16 protein-coding genes are annotated in these 20,530 nt (G+C 71.5%); 15 read left to right on the top strand and 1 reads right to left on the bottom strand.

Annotated elements, in window-relative coordinates; genetic code table 11:
* Positions 1–91 precede the first annotated feature (91 nt).
* The gene (locus KVT45_RS20205) at positions 92–631 is read left to right on the top strand and encodes a Uma2 family endonuclease (protein WP_217549381.1); all 540 of its coding nucleotides are present in this window, start codon (positions 92–94) and stop codon (positions 629–631) included.
* Positions 632–643: 12 nt separating this feature from the next.
* Here KVT45_RS20205 and KVT45_RS20200 read toward each other — a convergent pair whose 3' ends face one another.
* A complete protein-coding gene (locus tag KVT45_RS20200; protein WP_217549380.1) occupies positions 644–1,177 on the bottom strand; it encodes a hypothetical protein in 534 nt (177 codons plus the stop codon).
* Positions 1,178–1,427: 250 nt separating this feature from the next.
* On the opposite strand from KVT45_RS20200, the gene KVT45_RS20195 reads away from it, so the two are divergent.
* The 14 genes from KVT45_RS20195 to KVT45_RS20130 all read left to right on the top strand — a co-directional run bounded on the left by KVT45_RS20195 (position 1,428) and on the right by KVT45_RS20130 (position 20,451).
* Positions 1,428–2,270 carry a hypothetical protein gene (locus KVT45_RS20195; protein WP_217549378.1) on the top strand — a complete coding sequence of 281 codons (843 nt, stop codon included), beginning with the start codon at positions 1,428–1,430 and terminating at the stop codon, positions 2,268–2,270.
* Between the two features lie 253 nt (positions 2,271–2,523).
* Positions 2,524–3,735: an ROK family transcriptional regulator gene (locus tag KVT45_RS20190; RefSeq protein WP_217549376.1), complete on the top strand. Its 1,212-nt coding sequence runs from the start codon at positions 2,524–2,526 to the stop codon at positions 3,733–3,735.
* A gap of 101 nt (positions 3,736–3,836) precedes the next feature.
* The gene (locus KVT45_RS20185) at positions 3,837–5,180 is read left to right on the top strand and encodes an ABC transporter substrate-binding protein (protein ID WP_217549374.1); all 1,344 of its coding nucleotides are present in this window, start codon (positions 3,837–3,839) and stop codon (positions 5,178–5,180) included.
* Positions 5,181–5,182: 2 nt separating this feature from the next.
* Positions 5,183–6,124, top strand: a complete 942-nt coding sequence (locus tag KVT45_RS20180) for a carbohydrate ABC transporter permease (protein WP_089107452.1) — start codon at positions 5,183–5,185, stop codon at positions 6,122–6,124.
* A gap of 2 nt (positions 6,125–6,126) precedes the next feature.
* A complete protein-coding gene (locus tag KVT45_RS20175; RefSeq protein WP_217549372.1) occupies positions 6,127–7,020 on the top strand; it encodes a carbohydrate ABC transporter permease in 894 nt (297 codons plus the stop codon).
* 6 nt (positions 7,021–7,026) lie between these two features.
* Positions 7,027–8,295 carry a 6-phospho-beta-glucosidase gene (locus tag KVT45_RS20170; protein WP_217549370.1) on the top strand — a complete coding sequence of 423 codons (1,269 nt, stop codon included), beginning with the start codon at positions 7,027–7,029 and terminating at the stop codon, positions 8,293–8,295.
* Positions 8,286–9,257, top strand: coding sequence for a BadF/BadG/BcrA/BcrD ATPase family protein (locus KVT45_RS20165; protein ID WP_217549368.1), 972 nt, complete (start codon positions 8,286–8,288; stop codon positions 9,255–9,257). Before KVT45_RS20170 ends, KVT45_RS20165 begins: the two co-directional genes overlap by 10 nt.
* Before the next feature lie 382 nt (positions 9,258–9,639).
* On the top strand, positions 9,640–11,004 hold the full coding sequence (locus KVT45_RS20160; protein WP_217549674.1) for a hypothetical protein: 1,365 nt from the start codon (positions 9,640–9,642) through the stop codon (positions 11,002–11,004).
* Positions 11,005–11,018: 14 nt separating this feature from the next.
* Complete coding sequence (locus KVT45_RS20155; RefSeq protein WP_217549672.1) at positions 11,019–12,059, top strand: glutamate ABC transporter substrate-binding protein; 1,041 nt, start codon at positions 11,019–11,021, stop codon at positions 12,057–12,059.
* A 47-nt stretch (positions 12,060–12,106) separates the two neighbouring features.
* Positions 12,107–13,441, top strand: a complete 1,335-nt coding sequence (locus KVT45_RS20150) for a hypothetical protein (protein WP_217549366.1) — start codon at positions 12,107–12,109, stop codon at positions 13,439–13,441.
* A gap of 2 nt (positions 13,442–13,443) precedes the next feature.
* The gene (locus KVT45_RS20145; protein ID WP_217549364.1) at positions 13,444–15,951 is read left to right on the top strand and encodes a serine/threonine-protein kinase; all 2,508 of its coding nucleotides are present in this window, start codon (positions 13,444–13,446) and stop codon (positions 15,949–15,951) included.
* A gap of 3 nt (positions 15,952–15,954) precedes the next feature.
* Positions 15,955–17,304 (top strand): PP2C family serine/threonine-protein phosphatase, encoded by a 1,350-nt coding sequence (locus tag KVT45_RS20140; RefSeq protein ID WP_217549362.1) that lies wholly within the window; start codon positions 15,955–15,957, stop codon positions 17,302–17,304.
* Between the two features lie 127 nt (positions 17,305–17,431).
* Positions 17,432–18,772: a VWA domain-containing protein gene (locus KVT45_RS20135; protein ID WP_217549360.1), complete on the top strand. Its 1,341-nt coding sequence runs from the start codon at positions 17,432–17,434 to the stop codon at positions 18,770–18,772.
* Between the two features lie 68 nt (positions 18,773–18,840).
* Complete coding sequence (locus tag KVT45_RS20130) at positions 18,841–20,451, top strand: FHA domain-containing protein (protein ID WP_217549358.1); 1,611 nt, start codon at positions 18,841–18,843, stop codon at positions 20,449–20,451.
* Positions 20,452–20,530: the final 79 nt, after the last annotated feature.

The following is a 20,530-nucleotide window of genomic DNA, read 5'->3' as shown; positions in this document are numbered from 1 at the left end:
TCGTGAACACCGACCGCCGCCCTGCGGAGCCGGACCTCCTCGCCCGCATGGAGCCCGCCCGGCTCCTGGTTGCCTACGAGGCGGCTTCCCCATGCCCGTACGCCCCGAGTTCCTCGAAGGCCGGGCCTGCGTACCGCAGTCACCACCGGATCATGGGCACAACAGTACGGTCATGACCCTGCTCGTCCAGTTCCACTCGGCGGGAGTCCGGCACGCCGGCACCGGCAACGGATACCGGTTCACCGACTGCAGCAGTGAAACCACAGCGCTGCTCATCCCCGACCTGTATGTAAAGCACCGCAAGCCGGCCGGCTCGGACGAGTCTCATTACCTCAGGTACCCGGGCTGGTACCCCGGCGACCTGCTCGCGCTCGTCGGAGAGGTCACCTCGACCAACCACGAGACCGACACCGGTCCCAAGTTCCGCGCCTACGCCGCCGCGGGCATCCCGGTCTACGTCCTCATCGACCGCCACACGAAGTCCGCCCACTGCTACACCGACCCGGTCCTCCCCGGCGACGACCCCACCGAGGCCTACTACAAGACCGACGAGAAGGTGAACCTCGGCGACCCGCTCCCCCTCCCCGCCCCCTACCCCACGCTCGACACGGCCCCCTTCCTCGACGACTGAGCGACCCTCGGCTCAACGCCCTTCGAGCGTGCCCACTATCCGGCAGAGCACGGTGAACGCGGCGCCCCGGAAGAAGCCGCTCTCGAAGTTTCCGGAAGTACGGACCTCTATGCGGGCCTCGCCCGAGGTGTCGTCGTAGGTGACCGAGGCCTCGACGGACACCCGGGAGCGGTAAGGGTGCCAGCGGAAGCGGACCGGGTCGCCGTCGGTGAGGTCCGACACCTGGCGCGCCGCTTCCAGCTCGGCGCGGATGCGGTCGATCGGGATGCCGGTGACGGTGTGGGTCTGGGTGTCGTCCAGCACCTTCTCGGTGGCCTCGACGCCCAGGCCGCGCGCCCGGCGCACCAGCGAACCGGTCCGCCAGCCGGCCCACAGCAGCGAGAGCACGATCCCGACCGGCGGGTACTGGGCCATGGCACGCACGAACGTCGTCCAGGAGAAGCCGTCGTCGACGAAGTCGAGGATGCACAGCGTGAGGACCGGCACCACTAAGGCGCCCAATGCGTTGCGCGACAGTCCTGCGAACAACCGTATTCGAGGGGTCATCTTCAATCGCCGTCCTCCTGGCCGGTGTCGGGATCAAAGAGCAGGAAACTGCGAGAAGGGGCCCTGCGACCTGCGGCGACGGACATCGTGACGCAGCCGTGATCACAAACCGGCCGTCGGCCGGATTCAGATGGTCTTCACAGGCCCCGCGCATTCTCCCCGCACCCGTGATGATCTATGGTCGCCCCACTACGGGCCCTTGTTCTGGAGCGCGACGTCGCCCGGGGGCCCGTCTCGAATGTGGGGATACATGAGAAAGCTCGCCATAGGCACCGCCCTGTCCGGTGCCCTGGCCCTGGCCGGTGTCGCGGCGCCCGCCGCCTCCGCGGCCACTCCGAACCTGGTCTTCTCCGACGTGACCGTGAACAAGGGCAAGGCGATCGTCGTCGGCACCACCAAGACGGTGAGCGTGCCGGTGACGTACACCCTGACCCGGCCCGCCGACCTGGTCATCGACAACAAGAAGACGTTCGCCGCGGTGATGCTCTACCGCGGCACGCTGAAGTCGCTCGACAACGAGCTGGACCCGGAAGTCATGCCCACCTGCACGACGACCGCCACCACGGACACCACGGTCACCGAGAGCTGCTCCGAGAACATCCCGGCCGACCCCGAGTACCTGTACGAGGCCGCGGACGCCACCACGTGGAAGGCCGCGGGCCTGTACGCCCACATCGACGGCACCGCCTCGGACGACTTCCTCAGCTCCGAGTCCGACGTGGCCATCTGGGGCAACCTGACCACCGCGAAGGTGCAGCGCGCGGCCAAGCTGACCGTCAACGCCACCCCCGAGCCGGCGATCCAGGGCAAGACGATCACCGTCAAGGGCAAGCTGACCCGGGCGAACTGGGAGACCGGCAAGTACTCGGGGTACACGGGGCAGAAGGTCGTCCTCCAGTTCCGCACCGAGGGCACCAGCACGTACACGAACGTCAAGGGCATCACCTCCGGCACCGGCGGTGCACTGTCCACCACCGTGAAGGCCTCGAAGAGCGGCTACTACCGCTACGTGTTCGCCGGTACGACGACCACCGCCGCGGCGAAGGCCACAGGCGACTACGTCGAGGTGGACCCACCGGCCCTCCGGCTCTGACAGACCTCCAGGCATGCGAAGGGCCCGTCCGGATCTTCCGGGCGGGCCCTTCGCATGCCCAAGCCCAGGTAACGACTGCATTGCCGCCCCGGCGGGCTATTGACGCTCCCCTTCCGGCGGCTTACGTTTTCCAGCCAACAGGAAACTTTCCTAACAGTGATCAAGGAATGGGCGACTCAGGTGGTCCACCCGGGTGGACCGATCGTCCGCGTCACTGGGAAACTGAGCGGCTGGAAAGGCAGGTGTCGAAACCATGGCAGGAACCGCCGGTACGCCGGGCACCCCGCGCGTGCTGCGCGCCATGAACGACCGCGCCGCACTGGACCTGCTGCTGGAGCACGGCCCGCTGTCCCGCACCCGGATCGGCAAGCTGACCGGCCTCTCCAAGCCGACCGCCTCCCAGCTGCTGGCCCGCCTGGAGGCGGCCGGGCTGGTGCTGGCGACCGGCACCAGCGAGGGCCGGCCGGGCCCCAACGCCCAGCTGTACTCGGTGAACCCGGCCGCCGCCCACGCCGCCGGCCTTGACGTCAACCCGGGCCGGATCCGGGCCGCCGTCGCCGACGTCACCGGCCGTACCGTCGGCGAGTACGAACTGCCGACCCCCGGCCGGCGCTCCGCGCAGTCCGTCGTACGGCAGGTCACCGACGCCCTGGACGGCGCCGTGAAGGCGGCCGGGCTGGCCCGGGACGACGTCCGCCGGGTCGTCATCGGCACGCCCGGCGCCTTCGACCCCAACACCGGCCGGCTGCGGTACGCCTCGCACCTGCCCGGCTGGCACTCCCCCGCACTGCTCGACGAACTCGCCGCCGCGCTGCCGATGCCGGTCGAGTACGAGAACGACGTCAACCTCGCCGCCATCGCCGAACAGCGGCTGGGCGCGGCCCGCGGCCACGGCGACTTCGTGCTGCTGTGGAACCAGGAGGGCCTCGGTGCCGCCCTGGTCCTCGGCGGCCGGCTGCACCGCGGCTGGACCGGCGGCGCCGGCGAGGTCGGCTTCCTGCCGGTGCCGGGCACCCCGCTGGTCCGCCAGGTCACCAAGGCCAACAGCGGTGGTTACCAGGAACTCGCCGGTTCGCAGGCCGTGCCCCGGCTGGCGCGCGAGCTGGGCATCGAGGACCTGCCGGCCGGGCCGTACGACGAGGCGGCCGCCGAACTCGTCGCCCGCGCCGCCGACCACGCCACCGGCCCCTACCACCAGCTGCTCCGGACCTACGCGACCCGGCTGGCCACCGGTCTCGCCTCCCTCGTCTCCGTCCTCGACCCCGAACTCGTCGTCCTCAGCGGCACCGTCCTGACCTCCGGCGGCGAGGTGCTGCGCGCCCTCGTCCAGGCCGAACTGGAGGAGCTGGCGGCCGCCCGGCCGCGGCTCGTCGTCGGCGACGTCCGCGAACACCCCGTGCTGCGCGGCGCGCTTGAGAGCGCGCTCGCGACCACCCGTGACGAGGTCTTCGACACCTCGCGCTGAGCCCCTGCCCGTTCCGCCTCTTCACCCGCTTCACCCGCTGCACCCTCAGCTTCCCGCACAGCCGTTCCCTTCCCACACCGCCCGCCCCGGGAGTCCTCGCCATGCCCATACCCTCCGCTGCCCGAAAGACGGCTTTTGCCCTGACCGCGGCCGCCAGTTCGCTGGCCCTGCTCACCGCCTGTACCGGCCAGTCCTCCTCCGGAGCCGACGACGACGCCTCCGCGAACACCACCATCAACTTCTGGCACGCCTGGAGCGCCCCGAACGAGGTGAAGGCGGTCAACGCGCTGATCGCCGGCTTCGAGAAGGCGCACCCCAACATCCACGTCAACGTCGTCAGCAACATGACCGACGACAAGATCAACCAGGCGCTGCGCAGCGGCGGCGGCAAGGCCCCGGACGTCATCTCCTCGTTCACCACCAACAACGTGGGCAAGTTCTGCTCCTCGGGCGCGCTGGTCGACCTGAACCCGTTCTTCAAGAAGTCCGGCATCGACCCGGCGACGACGTTCCCGAAGGCGATGAACGAGTACACCCAGTACGACGGCAACCGCTGCTCGGTGCCGCTGCTCGGTGACGCGTACGGCCTCTACTACAACAAGACGGCGTTCAAGGCGGCGGGTATCGCGAACCCGCCGAAGACGTGGACCGAATTCAAGGCGGACGCCAAGAAACTGACGATCGCTCAGGGCGACAGCTACAAGCAGCTCGGTTTCATGCCGGACTACCACGGCTGGGAGACCACGACCGAGCACTACCAGGCACAGTTCTCGCCGACGTACTTCACCGCCGACGGAAAGTCGAACGTCGCCAAGGACCCCGCTTTCACCGAGGCGTTCACGCTGCAGAAGGACCTCGTCGACGAACTCGGCGGATTCCAGAAGCTGGAGAAGTACCGGGCGACGCTGGGCGACGAGTGGGGCGACAAGCACCCCTTCCAGACCGGGCAGGTCGCCATGCAGCTCGACGGCGAGTGGCGGCTCGGCATGGCGCTCGCGACCAAGCCGAAGTTCGACATCGGCGTCGCCCCGCTGCCCGTGCCCGACGACCAGGTCGCGCAGTACGGCAAGGGCTACATCACCGGCACCATCGCCGGTATCGCCGCGAACAGCAAGAAGCAGAACGCGGCCTGGGAGTTCGTCAAGTACATCACCACGGACACCGACGCGGTGGTGAACTTCTCCAACGCCATCCACAACGTGCCGTCCACGCTGGCCGCCCTGAAGTCGCCGAAGCTGAAGTACGACCCGCGCTTCAAGACCTTCCTGGACATCGCCGCGAACCCGAACTCCACGACGTCCCCCGCCTCCATCAACGGCGGCGTGTACCTGGCCACGATCCAGAACTTCGGATACGACTACGAGAGCGGCAAGGCCAAGGACCTCAAGTCCGGCCTGGCGGACACGGCCAAGCAGATCGACACGGACATCGCGCAGGCGAAGTAGCGATGAGCACCATCACGTTGGCGTCGAAGCGCCGCAGGTCGGCGCTTCGTACGGTCGCTTTCATGTCGCCCTGGCTGATCGGGTTCGCGGTGTTCTTCGCGTACCCGCTGATCTCCACGGTCTATTTCTCCTTCATGCACTACGACGGCTTCAAACCGCCGACGTGGACCGGCACGAAGAACTGGACGTACGTCTTCGAGCACTACCCCTACTTCTGGCCCGCGCTGCGCAACACCCTGTGGCTGGTGGTCGTGATGGTGTCGCTCCGGGTCGTCTTCGGACTCGGCGTCGGCATGCTGATCACGAAGATCAAGACGGGTACGGGGGTCTTCCGCACCCTCTTCTACCTGCCCTACCTGGCCCCGCCGGTCGCCGCGACCATGGCCTTCGCGTTCCTCCTCAACCCCGGTACCGGGCCGGTCAACTCGATCCTGGAGAAGGTCGGCATCCCGGCCCCGGGCTGGTTCAACGACCCGACCTGGTCCAAGCCAGCCCTGACGCTGCTGGCCCTGTGGGGCGTCGGCGACCTGATGGTCATCTTCATGGCCGCGCTGCTCGACGTGCCGACGGAGCAGTACGAGGCGGCGGAGCTGGACGGCGCCTCCGCGTGGCAGCGCTTCCGGTACGTCACCCTCCCGAACATCTCGCCGATCGTGATGTTCGCGGTCGTCACGGGTGTCATCCAGACGATGCAGTACTACACGCAGCCGCTCATCGCCGGAAAGGTCGCCTCGGGCGTGATCCAGGGCGCGGGGACGCAGTTCGAACCCGGCTATCCCGAGAAGTCGACGCTCACCCTCCCCCAGCTCGTCTACAACCTCGGCTTCCAGCGCTTCGACTACGGCTCCGCGTGTGTCGTCGCCCTCGTCCTCTTCGTCCTGTCCATGGCGTTCACCGCGATCCTGATGCGGCGCCGGGGCGGTCTCATCCAGGCAGGTGACTGACGATGACCCAAGTGCTGGACCGGCCGGCGGAGCTGAAGGCCCCGGTGTCGGAGGCCGAACGCACCGCCCGCCGCAAGGCGTTGCTGAACTGGGTGGCGGTGCACTCCCTCGGCGTCGCCGCCGCCCTGTTCTTCACCCTGCCCTTCGTGTTCGTGTTCCTGACCTCGCTGATGAGCGACAGCCAGGCGCTGAGCCGGGACCTGATCCCGCACACCTGGGAGTGGGGCAACTACAAGAAGGTGTTCGACACGCCGGGCTTCCTGACCTGGTGGAGGAACACCCTGGTCTACGCCGGCCTCGGCACCGTCCTGACCGTCGTGTCCTCGCTCCCGGTGGCGTACGCGCTCGCCAAGTTCCGTTTCCGGGGCCGCAACCTGTCCCTGATGCTGGTGATCTCGATGATGATGCTGCCGCCGCAGGTGGTCATCATCCCGATGTACCTCTTCTGGGCGAAGCAGCTGGACCTCTCCGGCACCCTGTGGCCGCTGATCGTGCCGATGGCGTTCGGCGACGCGTTCTCCATCTTCCTGCTGCGCCAGTTCCTGATGACGATCCCGAACGAGTACCTGGACGCGGCCAAGGTGGACGGCTGCGGGGACCTCAGGACGCTGCTGCGGGTGGTGATCCCGATGGCGAAGCCGGGCATCGCCGCCGTCGCCCTCTTCCAGTTCTTCTACGCCTGGAACGACTACTTCGGCCCCCAGATCTACGCCTCGGAGAACCCGGGCGCCTGGACCCTCTCCTACGGCCTGGAGTCGTTCAAGGGCATGCACCACACCGACTGGAACCTGACCATGGCCGCGACCGTGCTGGTCATGGCCCCCGTGATCCTCGTCTTCTTCTTCGCCCAGAAGGCGTTCGTCGAGGGCGTCACGCTCACCGGAGTGAAGGGTTAACCACGTATGAAACTCACTGTGGTCGGCGGAGGCTCGACCTACACCCCTGAACTCATCGACGGCTTCGCACGCCTGCGGGACACCCTGCCCGTCGAGGAACTCGTCCTGGTGGACCCGGCCGCCGAACGCCTGGAACTGGTGGGCGGACTGGCCCGCCGGATCTTCGCCAAACAGGGCCACGGCGGCCGGATCGTCACCACCTCCGACCTGGACGCGGGCGTCGAGGGCGCCGACGCGGTGCTGCTCCAGCTGCGCGTCGGCGGCCAGGCGGCCAGGCAGCAGGACGAGACCTGGCCGCTGGAGTGCGGCTGCATCGGCCAGGAGACCACCGGCGCCGGCGGCCTGGCCAAGGCCCTGCGCACCGTGCCCGTCGTCCTGGACATCGCCGAACGGGTCCGCCGCACCAACCCGAACGCCTGGATCATCGACTTCACCAACCCGGTGGGGATCGTGACCCGTGCCCTGCTCCAGGCCGGCCACAAGGCGGTCGGGCTGTGCAACGTGGCGATCGGCTTCCAGCGGAAGTTCGCGAACCTGCTGGGCGTCACGCCGTCCGAGATCCACCTGGACCACCTCGGCCTCAACCACCTCACCTGGGAGACGGCGGTCCGCCTCGGCGGCCCCGAGGGCGAGAACGTCCTGCCCAAGCTGCTCGGGGAGCACGGCGACACCATCGCCGCCGACCTCAAGCTGCCCACGGCCCTCCTCGACCGCCTCGGCGGCGTCATCCCCTCCTACTACCTGCGCTACTACTACGCGCACGACGAGGTCGTACGGGAGCTGCGCACCAAGCCGTCCCGGGCCGCCGAAGTCGCCGCGATGGAGGAGCAGTTGCTGGAGATGTACGGCGACCCGGCCCTGGACGAGAAGCCGGAGCTGCTCGCCAGGCGGGGCGGCGCCTACTACTCGGAGGCGGCGGTCGACCTGGCCGCGGCACTGCTCGGCAGCACCGGGAACCCCTACCAGGTGGTGAACACGTACAACGGCGGCACGCTGCCCTTCCTCCCCGACGACGCGGTGATCGAGGTGCAGGCGGCGGTGGGCGCGAACGGCCCGGTGCCGCTGCCCGTCCCGGACGTCGACCCGCTGTTCGCCGGGCTCGTCGCGAACGTGACGGGGTACGAGGACCTGGCCCTGGAGGCGGCGCTGCGCGGCGGCCGGGACCGCGTCTTCCGGGCGCTGCTCGCCCACCCCCTGGTCGGCCAGTACGAGTACGCCGACGCCCTGACCGACCGACTGATCGCGCACAACCGGGAGCACCTCGCGTGGGCCTGACCGCAAGTGTCCTCGCCATCGACGCGGGCAACAGCAAGACCGACGTCGCGGTGGTGGCGGCGGACGGCGAGATCCTCGCCACGGCCCGGGCCGGCGGCTTCCGGCCGCCGGTGGTGGGCGTGGAGCAGGCCGTGGACGAGGTGGCCACGGCGGTCGCCGAGGCGTACGCCGCCGCCGGGGTCACCTCGGCCGCCCACGTCTCCGCGTGCCTGGCCAACGCCGACTTCCCGTTCGAGGAGGAGCAGTTGGCCGCCGCGCTGGCCACGCGCGCGTGGGGGGCGACGGTGGCGGTCCGCAACGACACCTTCGCGATCTTCAGGGCCGGCGTCACCGAGCCGCGCGGGGTCGCTGTGGTGTGCGGCGCCGGCATCAACTGCGTCGGTATGCGCCCCGACGGCCGTACCGCCCGCTTCCCCGCCCTCGGCCGCATCTCCGGTGACTGGGGCGGGGGCTGGGGGCTGGCGGAGGAGGCCCTGTGGCACGCGGCACGCGCGGAGGACGGCCGCGGGGAGCGTACGGCACTGGCCCGCACGCTCCCGGCGTACTTCGGGTACGACAGCATGCTCGCGCTGATCGAGGCCCTGCACCGGGAGGAGGTCGAGCCCGCCCGCCGGCACGAGTTGACGCCGGTGCTGTTCGCGACGGCGGCCGACGGCGACCCGGTGGCCCGGGCGGTGGTGGACCGGCTGGCGCAGGAGGTGGTGGCGATGGCCGTGGTCGCGCTGACCCGCCTGGAGCTGCTGGACGAGGAGACGCCGGTGCTGCTGGGGGGCGGGGTGCTGGCGGGCGGGCATCCGCAACTGGACGACGGGGTGCGCGAGTTGCTGGCCGCGCGGGCGCCGAAGGCGGTACCGAGGGTGGTGACGGCGCGGCCGGTGCTGGGGGCGGCGTTGCTGGGGCTGGATGCGGTGGGGGCGGGGGTGTCTGTGCAGGAGCGAGTGCGAGCGTACTTCGAGGGGTGACCCGGGGTGGGGGCGGGGGGGACGCTTACCGGCGCTGGCAGGGTGCCGCTGCGCCCACCCGTGCCGCCCTGCGGCACGCCTGCCCGCAGCTAGGAAGCTGACGCGACTGCAGCGCCCCGTAAGGGGCGCGGGGAACTGCGCGAGCAACCACCCACGCACCCGCGCCCCGCAACGATGCGACACCACCCCCCAGGAACCGAACCGATTCCCCCGGCGTATTCATGGGCAGGGGTTCCGCTGCGATCCGATCAAGATCGAGTGAAGGCCGGTGCCGAATGTCAGTCCGGGCGGCGATACTGGGCGACGACCGGATGACCATGGGGGAGGTCAAGTGACACACCCGCCGACGAAGAGCGCGGCACCGCCAGGAGCAGGCACCGCCCTGCCCGCACAGCGGACCGGCTCCCCCGCGCCCGAGGCGGCTCCCCCGCGCCGCCGCTCCGCGTTCGCGGAGGGCGTCGAGCAGGTGCGCGCCGCCGCCACCACCGAGCCCGGCCGGCTCCGGATCATCGGCGCCGTCCTGGCCGTGCTGATCGTCGCCTTCGGTGCCGTCACCGCCTGGCAGATGACCGACCGCGCGGCCGCCGCCGACGACGTGCTGCACCGCAGCCAGCCGCTCAGTTCCGGCGCGGCCGACATCTACCGCTCGCTGGCGGACGCCAACACCACGGCCTCCAGCGGCTTCCTGGCGGGCGGCCAGGAGACGGCCGCCTCCCGTACCCGGTACGAGAAGGACGTCCAGACCGCCGCCGCCAAGCTGGTCACCGCGGCCGCCAACTCCGAGCCCGGCTCGCCCTCCGAGGCGGCCGTGGCGAAGCTGAACAAGCTGCTGCCGGAGTACGAGGGACTGGTGGAGCGGGCCCGCGTGTACAACCGGCAGGGTTACCCGGTCGGCGGCGCGTATCTGCGGTACGCGAACGAGAAGATGCAGCAGGAGATGCTCCCGGCCGCGGAGGATCTCTACACGAAGGAGAACGCGCGCCTCGCCTCCGACTACTCGGACGCGACGCCGTACCCGTGGGCGGCGATCGTCCTCGGCCTCCTCGCGCTCGCCGCGCTCGCCTGGGCCCAGCTGCGCCACTACCGCCGGACGAACCGCCTGCTGAACCACGGCCTGGTCGCGGCCTCGACGGCCACCGTCGTGACGCTGCTGTGGCTGGTCGTCGGCCACACCGTCGCCCGCGCCGGCCTGGACGGCTCCTACGACCACGGCGTCCGCTCGCTGAACGTGCTGCACGACGCCCGGATCGCCTCTCTGAAGGCCCGCGGGAACGAGAACCTGAGCCTGGTGGCGCGCGGCGCCGAGACGGTCACGGTCGGCGGGCAGACGTACGACGCGTACTACTACGACTTCGACAAGGACATGACGGCGCTCGGCAAGGGCCTCACCGAGGCCGCGGCGCTGGCGGACGGCACGGCCGGCGGCAAGCCTGTCGTGGCGGCCGAGGGGAACATGAAGGTGTGGAAGGAGCGGCACACCGCCGCCCGCACCGAGGACGAGAACGGCGACTACCAGGCGGCGCTGGACAAGGTGATAGGCACCAAGGGCGCCACCGCCGAGTGCTTCGACAGCGTCGACACCAACCTGAAGACGGCGCTGGCGTACGAGGAGACCGAGTTCAAGGCGCAGGCCACCGACGGCCGGAACGCGATGTCCGGACTGCCGATCGGAGCCGCCATGCTGGGGGTCGCGGCGGCGTCCGGCGCGCTGTTCGGCATCGGGCGCAGGCTTTCGGAGTACCGGTGAGAGGGGGCGTGGCGATGTTCGTGCGGCGGATGAGGGCCTCCCTGCGCGGCTGGGGCGGAGTCGGTGCGATGGCGGTCGGCTGCGCCCTGGCGCTGGCGTTCGTCCTGCTGCTGCCGCTCACCCAGTCCCGTGGTGAGGGCGGCCAGGGCGAGGGGCTCGGCGGTCCGGGGCTGGCGACCGGCAGCCCGGCGAAGGCCGACGACTGCACCGACTCCCAGGCGCAGAACGAGACCTGGTCGCCGTCGGGCGCGGACGGGTCCACCATCGACGCCATCAAGGCCCGCACCGGCGCCAAGCGGAAGCTGATCGTCGGCGTCGACCAGAACAGCTACCGCTGGGGCTACCGCAACCCGAACAACTCCGACGCGGAGCTGGAGGGTTTCGACATCGACCTGGTGCACCGGATCGCCCAGGACATCCTCGGCGACCCGAACGCGGTGCAGTTCAAGGCGATTCCGACCAGTCAGCGGATACCGGCGATCCAGGACGGCCGCGTCGACATGGTGGTGCGCACGATGACCATCAACTGCGACCGGCTGAAGGACGTCGCGTTCTCCGCGCCGTACTTCAAGACCGGGCAGCAGGTCCTCGCCCCCAAGTCGTCCTCGATCACCGGCTACAACGCCACGCTGGCGCACAAGAAGATCTGCACGGCGGCCGGTTCGACGGCGTACACCAAGCTGGACGCCGACAGGAAGTCCGGGAAGCTGGTCGCCTCGGCGGACATCTCCACCACCGTCCCCAACCAACTCGACTGCCTGGTACGGCTGCAGCTCGGCGAGGTCGACGCGGTGGTCACCGACGGCGCGCTGGCCGCCAGCCAGGCCGCCCAGGACCCGACGGTCGAGCTGAAGGGTGCCCCGTTCACCACCGAGTACTACGGCGTGGCGATGAAGAAGGACGCGACCGATCTGGTACGCCGGGTCAACCAGATCCTGGTGGAGTACCGGGCCGACGGCTGGCAGGCGTCGTACGACAAGTGGCTGTCGGCGACACTGGGAGGGGACTCGGCGGCGTCGAAGCCGGCCGCGCCGCAGTACCTGCGCAGCAGCTGACCCGCATCCGCGAGGCCCAGCCACGACGAGCGAGCGAGAGGTGATCGATGGGCGTCACGGACCCCGCCGGGCCGGTGATGGACCGGGACGAGGTGGACCGTGCGCTGGCGCGGCTCGGCGCGGAGCACGAGGCGATCGAGACCTCACTTCTCGCCCTGCAGGACCACGCGGGCCGCAGACTCCTCGAAGGCGCCGAGCTGACCGGGACGACCCGGGAGCGGTGGGCGGCCGCGGACGCGTCGATCACCCTGCTGTGGGCCTACTTCGACGCCTACACGGACGCGCTGCGCTCCGCCCGGGAGATCAGGGCCCGGCGCCGCTGGTCCAGCCGTGAGGACCTGGTGGAGCTGACCGAGCTGCTGCGCGGCGAGTCCGTGACGGTGGCGGGCAGCGCCACGGCGACGGCGAACGCGCCGACCCTGCTGTCGGCGGCCGGCCGGCTCAGCGAGCGGTTCTCGCTGGCGGCCCTGGTCGACCGGATGAACGAGCTGTACGCGACCTCGCTGGACATGGTCGTCACCGCCGACGCGGTGTGGTCGGCGCTGCCCGCGCGGATCGATTTACTCGCCGCGGAGCTGCAGCGCACCCGCAAGCTGGCGCACTCCGTCGGGGTGCGCCCCGGCGAGCACCCGGCGGGCGACGACCTGGAGCGGATCACCCGGACACTGACGAGGCTCCGGGAGGACGTCGTGTCGGACCCGCTGACGTTCTGGGTTCCCACGCAGGGGAGTTCGGCACCGGGCGGCGGCCGTCCCGACACCACGGTGTACGACCGGGAGGCGCGGGCGCTGGAGGAGGTGCGGCGGGAGATCGACGCCGTGCTGACGGTACGGCAGGACGCCGAGGCCCGGCTGATCAAGCTGCGGGACGTGCTGTCCCGCGCGGACCGCACCCTCGCCGAGGCGCGCACCGCGCGCGGTGAGGTGCTGGCCAAGATCGCGGCGACCGAGGTGCCGGTGGTCAGCGGCCCGCCGACCGTGCTGCAGGAGCAGCTGGCGACGGCCGCCGAGTACCGCAGACAGGCCCAGTGGCACCGTCTGTCACCGCTGCTCGAATCGCTGGAGCAGAAGGCGGAGGACGAACTGCTGCGCGCCCGTGAGTCGTTGACGGCGGTCACCGCGCCGCTCGCGGTGCGCGCGGAGCTGCGCGGCCGGCTGGACGCGTACAAGGCGAAGGTGGCCCGGCACGGGCTGGCGGAGGACCCGTTCCTGATCGAGCGGTACGACGCGGCCCGGCGGATGCTGTGGAGTGCGCCCTGCGATCTCAGGGTCGCGGAGCAGGCGGTGCTGCGCTACCAGCAGGCGACGGCCGAGGCGCTGGGGGCGCCGCGGGTGCCGCGGGTGCCGCAGCAGGGTGGGCCAGAGGACCGGAGGGGAGAGTAGTCGTGAGTCAGGCGGGAGAGAGCTGCCAGCGGCCGGGCTGCGAGGGGTCGTACGAGGACGTGGGCGGCGGTGAGCTGTACTGCGACACCTGCGGTCTGGCGCCGGTCGTCTCGGCGAGCGGAATGGTCGGCTCGCCGCCCACCGGGATCACGGCCGGCGGCAAGGGCTCGACGGGCAGCGGGAGTTCGCGCTCCAGCAGCCGCGGCAGTTCGGGTACGACGTCGCAGTCGTCGAAGTCGCGGCGCTCGGTCTCCGGGCGGCTGTCGCGGTCCCTGTCGGGCGATACGACGGGCCGTTCGGTGTCGGTGCGCAGCTCCGGTTCGTCGACGAGTGCGTCCGGGCGCAGCCGGCTGGGCGCCGGCCTGGTCACGGTGCCGCAGGTGCCGAAGCCGGACCCGCGCGAGATGGTCCTGGAGAACCCCGAGGTGCCGGAGCGGAAGCGGTTCTGCTCGCGCTCGGACTGCGGGGCGCCGGTGGGCCGGGCCCGTGGTGACCAGCCGGGGCGGACCGAGGGGTTCTGCACCAAGTGCGGCAACCCGTACTCGTTCGTGCCCAAGCTCAAGGGCGGCGACGTGGTGCACGGCCAGTACGAGGTCGCGGGCTGCATCGCGCACGGCGGCCTGGGCTGGATCTACCTCGCCGTGGACCGGGCCGTCGCCGACCGCTGGGTGGTCCTCAAGGGCCTCCTGGACACCGGCGACCAGGACGCGATGGCCGCCGCGATCTCCGAGCGGCGGTTCCTCGCGGAGATCGAGCACGCCAACATCGTGCGGATCTACAACTTCGTCGAGCACCTCGACCAGCGCACCGGCTCCCTCGACGGCTACATCGTCATGGAGTACGTCGGCGGCAAGTCCCTCAAGGAGATCGCCAACGACCGGCGTACCCCGGAGGGCCGCCGGGACCCGCTCCCGGTGGAACAGGCGTGCGCGTACGGCATCGAGGCCCTTGAGGCCCTCGGCCACCTGCACAGCCGCAACCTCCTGTACTGCGACTTCAAGGTCGACAACGCCATCCAGACCGAGGACCAGCTCAAGCTGATCGACATGGGCGCGGTGCGCAGGATGGACGACGAGGAGTCGGCCATCTACGGCACGGTCGGCTATCAGGCGCCCGAGGTCGCCGAGGTCGGCCCGTCCGTCGCCTCCGACCTGTACACGGTCGGCCGTACCCTCGCCGTCCTCACCTTCGACTTCCAGGGCTACACGACCGTCTTCGTGGACTCGCTGCCCGACCCGGACAACATCGAGGTCTTCCGGCAGTACGAGTCGTTCTACCGGCTGCTGGTCCGGGCCACCGACCCCGACCCGGCCCGCCGGTTCGCCTCCGCGCAGGAGATGGCCGAGCAGCTGACCGGTGTGCTGCGCGAGGTCGTGTCGGTGCAGTCCGGCACGGCGCGGCCCGCGCTGTCGACGCTGTTCGGGCCCGAGGTGAAGGTCACGGACACCGAGCTGTTCCCGAAGCTGGACGGGGACGTGTCCCGGCTGGGAGGGCGGACGGTGGCCTCCAGAACGCTCGCACTGGACCCGTCGGGAGCGGCCCCGGATCCGGCCGACCCCGCCCTGGTCAGGCCGATCGCCACCCCGGCCGCAGCCCTCGCCCTGCCGGTCCCGCTGGTCGACCAGAACGACCCGAACGCCGGCTTCCTGGCGGGCCTGTCGACCTCGCTGGTGGGCGAGGTCAGCCTGCTCAGCGCGCTGGCCGCGGTCCCGACGCAGACGGTGGAGACCGAGCTGCGGCAGATCCGCGCGCGGCTGGAGAACGGCGACTTCGAGGCCGCGCTGGTGAGTCTCGGCCGGCTGGAGGACGAACAACCCGACGACTGGCGGGTGGTCTGGTACCGGGGCGTGGCCGCCCTGGTCACCGGCGACTTCGAGGGCGCGGCGCTGTCCTTCGACGCGATCTACGACGCCTTCCCCGGCGAGAGCGCGCCGAAGCTGGCGCTCGGCCTGTGCGCGGAGGTGCTCGGCCAGCTGGACAACGCGGCCGAGTACTACCGGCTGGTGTGGGCGACCGACCCGGGCTTCGTCAGCTCCGCGTTCGGCCTGGCCCGGGTGCAGCTGGCGGCCGGGGACCGGCGGGGTGCCGTACGGACGCTGGAGTCGGTGCCGGAGGCCTCGATCCACTACACGGCGGCCCGGGTGGCGGCCGTACGGGCGCGGCTGCGGCACCGGACCGCGGCGGCCGACGACACGCCGTTCCTGGACGATCTGACGGCCGCCGCCGGGCAGATCGAGGGACTGGACGCGTACGGTCTGGATCCGGCCCGGCGTGAGCAGTTGTCGGCGGAAGTCCTCGGCTGCGCGCTGGACTGGATACTCTCCGGGGGCCAGGAGTCCCAGCCCGCCGTCGGCGGCCGGGTGCTGCTCGGCAGCGGTCTGGACGAGCGGGGCCTCCGCTTCGGCCTGGAACGCTCGTACCGCACGCTGGCCAGACTGGCGACCGGCGGTGAGGAGAGGATCGACCTGGTGGAACGGGCCAACCGTTACCGCCCCCGGACGTGGGTGTAGTTGATGTCGCAGATGCCCCAGCAGGCCGCACCGGCGAAGTGCCCGAGCTGCGCGGAGCCGCTCGAATCGGGTGACCTGTTCTGCGGTGCGTGCGGGTACGACCTGTCGGCCGTGCCCGCCGCGCCGCCGGACCACCCGACCCTCACCATGGGCGCCGCCGGTGTGGGATCCTCGGGCGTGGACTGGCCCCCGCCCGAGCCGGAGAGCTCCGGAACGCCCGCGGCACCGCATCTGCCGACCGACCTGCCCGGCACCGACTCGGGCGGCAAGCCGCTGCCGGCGGCGCCGCACGGTTCACCGGCGTCGCCGCCCCCGCACGGTTCGCCGGTGTCGCCGGCCTCCGGGGTGCGGTTCGACCGGCCGCCGGAGCCCGACGAGTACCCGCTGCAGGCGCCGGATCCGCGGGTGGCCGCCTCCGCCGCCGAGACCACCGAGCTGCCGAAGGTCTGCGTGGCCTGCCGTGCGGGCCGGGTCGACGACGACGGCTACTGCGAGAACTGCGGGCACGCCCAGCCCCGCGAGCGCGACCACATGGAGCAGGAGGCGGGCCCGGTGGCCGCCGTCAGCGACCGCGGGCTGCGCCACCACCGCAACGAGGACGCGTTCGCCGTCGGCCACACCGCGCTGCCCGACGGCACCCCGGTCTCGCTGGCGGTCGTCTGCGACGGCGTCTCCTCGGCGACCCGTCCCGACGAGGCCTCCATGGCCGCCTCCCGGGCCGCGATCGAGGCGCTGCTGGCCGCGCTGGAGCAGGGCACCCATCCGCAGCAGGCGCTGCACGACGCGATCGTCACCGCCTCCCAGGCCGTCAACGCCCTCGCGGAGGAGCCCCCGTCGGCGCGTGAGCACACCCCGCACCAGAACGCCCCGGCGTGCACGATCGTCGCCTCGATCGTGGCCTCGGGCCTCCTGGTGGTCGGCTGGGTGGGCGACAGCCGCGTCTACTGGGTGCCGGTGGACCGGGGCGCACCGGCGGCCCGGCTCACCGAGGACGACTCCTGGGCGGCGCAGATGGTCGCCGCGGGCCTGATGAGCGAGGCGGAGGCGTACGCCGACGAGCGCGCCCACGCGATCACCGGCTGGCTCGGCGCGGACGCCTACGAGGTGGAGCCGCACACCGCTTCCTTCAAGCCGGACCGGCCCGGTGTGGTGGTGGTGTGCACCGACGGCCTGTGGAACTACGCGGAGACGGCCGAGGAGATGTCCGAGATCGTCCCCGCGGACGCGGCCGTACGACCGCTGCACGCGGCCCGGGTACTGGTCGGCCACGCCCTGGACGGCGGGGGCCACGACAACGTAACAGTGGCACTGCTGCCGTTCCCGGAACCTCCGCAGGGGGCAGGATCCGCCTGAGGCCACCGCAAAACGGCCGCAAACGGGGAAGCGACGTACAGGGAAGCACCGGCGGACCGGAGGGGACCGGTCCGCACACTGTCAGCAGCACCCACCACGCGTGGGGTGGAGGGGGACCAGAGCAGTCATGGCCAATTTCTCGAAGTCGAACGTGCCGCAGTTCTCGGTGGACGTGTACCAGAACGAGTACCTGCCGGAGGGCGGCCGCGAGGTCAACGCGATCGTCACGGTGACGGCGACCGGCGGCGGCACCGTCGGGACCGCGGTCGGGGCCTCGTACACACCCGGGCAGGGGCCCTCCGCCGGGGTGGCGATCATGGTCGACTGCTCGGGTTCGATGGACTACCCGCCCACCAAGATGCGCAACGCCCGGGACGCCACCGCTGCCGCGATCGACACCCTGCGCGACGGCACCCACTTCGCGGTGATCGGCGGCACGCACGTCGCCAAGGAGGTCTACCCGGGCGGCGGCCGGCTCGCGGTGGCCGACCGCACCTCGCGCGAGCAGGCCAAGCAGGCGCTGCGCAGGCTCAGCGCGGGCGGCGGTACGGCGATCGGCACCTGGCTCCGGCTCGCCGACCGTCTCCTCTCCTCCGCGGACATCACCATCCGGCACGGCATCCTGCTCACCGACGGCCGCAACGAGCACGAGTCGCCGGAGGACCTCAGGGCCGCCCTGGACTCCTGCGCCGGACGGTTCACCTGTGACGCGCGCGGTGTCGGCACCGACTGGGAAGTGAAAGAAGTCACAGGCATCGCCTCCGCGCTTCTCGGCACCGCCGACATAGTCGCCGACCCCACGGGCCTGGCCGCCGACTTCACGCAGATGATGGAGACGGCGATGGGCAAGGAGGTCGCGGACGTCGCGCTGCGGCTGTGGACCCCGGTCGGCACGACCATCAAGTTCGTCAAGCAAGTGGCGCCCACGGTCGAGGCGTTGACCGACCGGCGTACCGAGGCGGGGCCGCGTGCCGGGGACTACCCGACCGGCTCCTGGGGCGACGAGTCCCGTGACTACCACGTCTGTGTGGAGGTCCCCACGGCCGGCCTCGGCCGGGAAATGCTCGCCGCACGCGTGTCGTTGGTCGTCCCGCAGCCCGACGGAAGCGTCCAGAACCTGGGCGCGCAGGGCCTGATCAGGGCGGTGTGGACGGACGACATGGTCGCCTCGACCTCCATCAACCCCCAAGTCGCCCACTACACCGGCCAGGCCGAACTGGCACAAGCCATCCAGCAAGGGCTGGATCTCCGCAAAGCGGGCGATATGGACGGGGCAACGGCCAAACTGGGTCGGGCCGTTCAGTTGGCAAGCGCTTCCGGGAACGCGGATACTGCGAAACTGCTTGCGAAGGTGGTGGACGTGGTCGACGCCACGACAGGTACTGTGCGACTGAAGGCGAAGGTCGAGGAGGCCGACGAGATGACTCTCGAGACAAGGTCCACAAAGACTGTTCGTGTAAAGAAGTGACCTGACAGTCCACACGCAGGACCATCCAGACAGGCTCAGGACGAACCTGACAGAGAGGGAAGCCCGCCATGCCGACCTGCCCGAACGGACACCAGTCGGGTTCCGACGACTGGTGCGAGGTGTGCGGTCACCGCATGGCCGGTGCCGTACCTCCGCCGCCGCCCCCGCCGACCGCCGGCGGCTACGGCTTCCCGCCGCCCGCGCCCGGCGCCCCGGCCGGTGGCCCGATGGGCGGTGGCCGCCATCTGTCCGCGGTGCCGAACGCGCACGAGCCGGAGCTGTGCCCGCAGTGCCGTACGCCCCGCGAGGGCGGTGCGCCGTTCTGCGAGGAGTGCCGCTGGAACTTCCTGACCAACACGGCCACCTCGTACACCCCGGCTGCCCCGCGCCCGCCGGCGGGCGGTCCGGCCGCGCCCACCTTCCGGCCGCCGGCCCCGCCGTCGTTCGGCGGCGGCGACTCGTACGAGTACCAGGGCTCGCGCCCCTCGCAGGTGAACCGTCCGGCCGAGCCGATCCCGTCCTTCGGCAGCGAGCCCTCGGGCCCGACGCCGTTCGCGGGCGAGCGCGGCGGCGGCCCGTCGGCGTTCGGCGGCGACCGCGGCCAGCCGCCTGGCCCGCCCGGTCAGCCGGGGTTCGGCGGCGACCGCGGCCAGCCCGGCCCTCCGGCGTTCGGCGGCGGCGACCGCGGCCAGTCCGGTCCCCCGGCATTCGGTGGCGACCGCGGCCAGTCGGGTCCGCCCGCCTTCGGCGGCGGTGACCGCGGCCAGTCCGGTCCCCCGGCGTTCGGCGGCGACCGCGGCCAGCCCTCTCCCCCGCCCTTCGGCGGCGAGCGCGGTCCTGGAGCGCCGCCCCCGCCGTACGGCGGCGCCCCGGGCCAGAACGCCGGCGGTCCGTCGGCGTTCGGTGCCCCTCCCGGTCCCGGCCAGGCCTCCGGCCCCTACACCCGCGATCCCTCCGGCGGCCCCGGTGCCGGGCCCTTCGGTGGCGCGGACCCGTCCCGGCCGCCGGTTCCGCCGCCGCCCGGCGGCCCCGGTGGCGCTCCCGGAGCGTTCCAGCAGTCGGCCCCGCCCGCGCCGCCCGGCTTCCCGCAGGAGACCAGGCCGCCGGCCGGCGGCCCGTCCTTCGGCGGCGGTGACGACGACTGGGTGATCTCCCCGCCGGGACCGGCCGCGGGCCCCGGCGCGCCCGCCCGTCCGGGCGGCTACGGCTACCCGCAGCCCGGCGCCACCCAGGCCCCGCCCGGCCCCGCCTTCCCGCAGGCTCCGCAGGGCCCGGCGACCTGGATCGCGACGATCGGCCCGGACCGCGAGTACTTCATGGCGATGATGCAGCGCTCGGGCCCCGAGGCGGCCGGCCTCAACCTGCCCGCGTACTCCCCGGAGCAGCAGCGCACGCTCACCGGCAACCAGGTCACCATCGGCCGCCGCCGGCACTCCACCGGCGACACCCCCGACATCGACCTGGCGGTGCCGCCGGAGGACCCGGGCGTCTCGCACCAGCACGCGGTCCTGGTCCAGCAGCCCGACGGCAGCTGGGCGGTCGTCGACCAGAACTCGACGAACGGGACCACGGTCAACGGCGGCGAGGAGCCCATCCAGCCGTTCGTCCCGGTGCCGCTGCAGGACGGGGACCGGGTTCACGTGGGCGCCTGGACGACGATCACTGTCAGGCGGGGCTGAGCTGCAGCGCGCCCCTCAGGGGCGCGGGGCTGTATTGATTTGCGGCTCCGCCACGTGGGCGCGACCAGCCCCCACCGGG

Source organism: Streptomyces sp. GbtcB6 (genome assembly GCF_019091475.1).
Lineage (GTDB): Bacteria > Actinomycetota > Actinomycetes > Streptomycetales > Streptomycetaceae > Streptomyces > Streptomyces hyaluromycini.
This window is presented reverse-complemented; position numbering and strand designations above follow the sequence as displayed.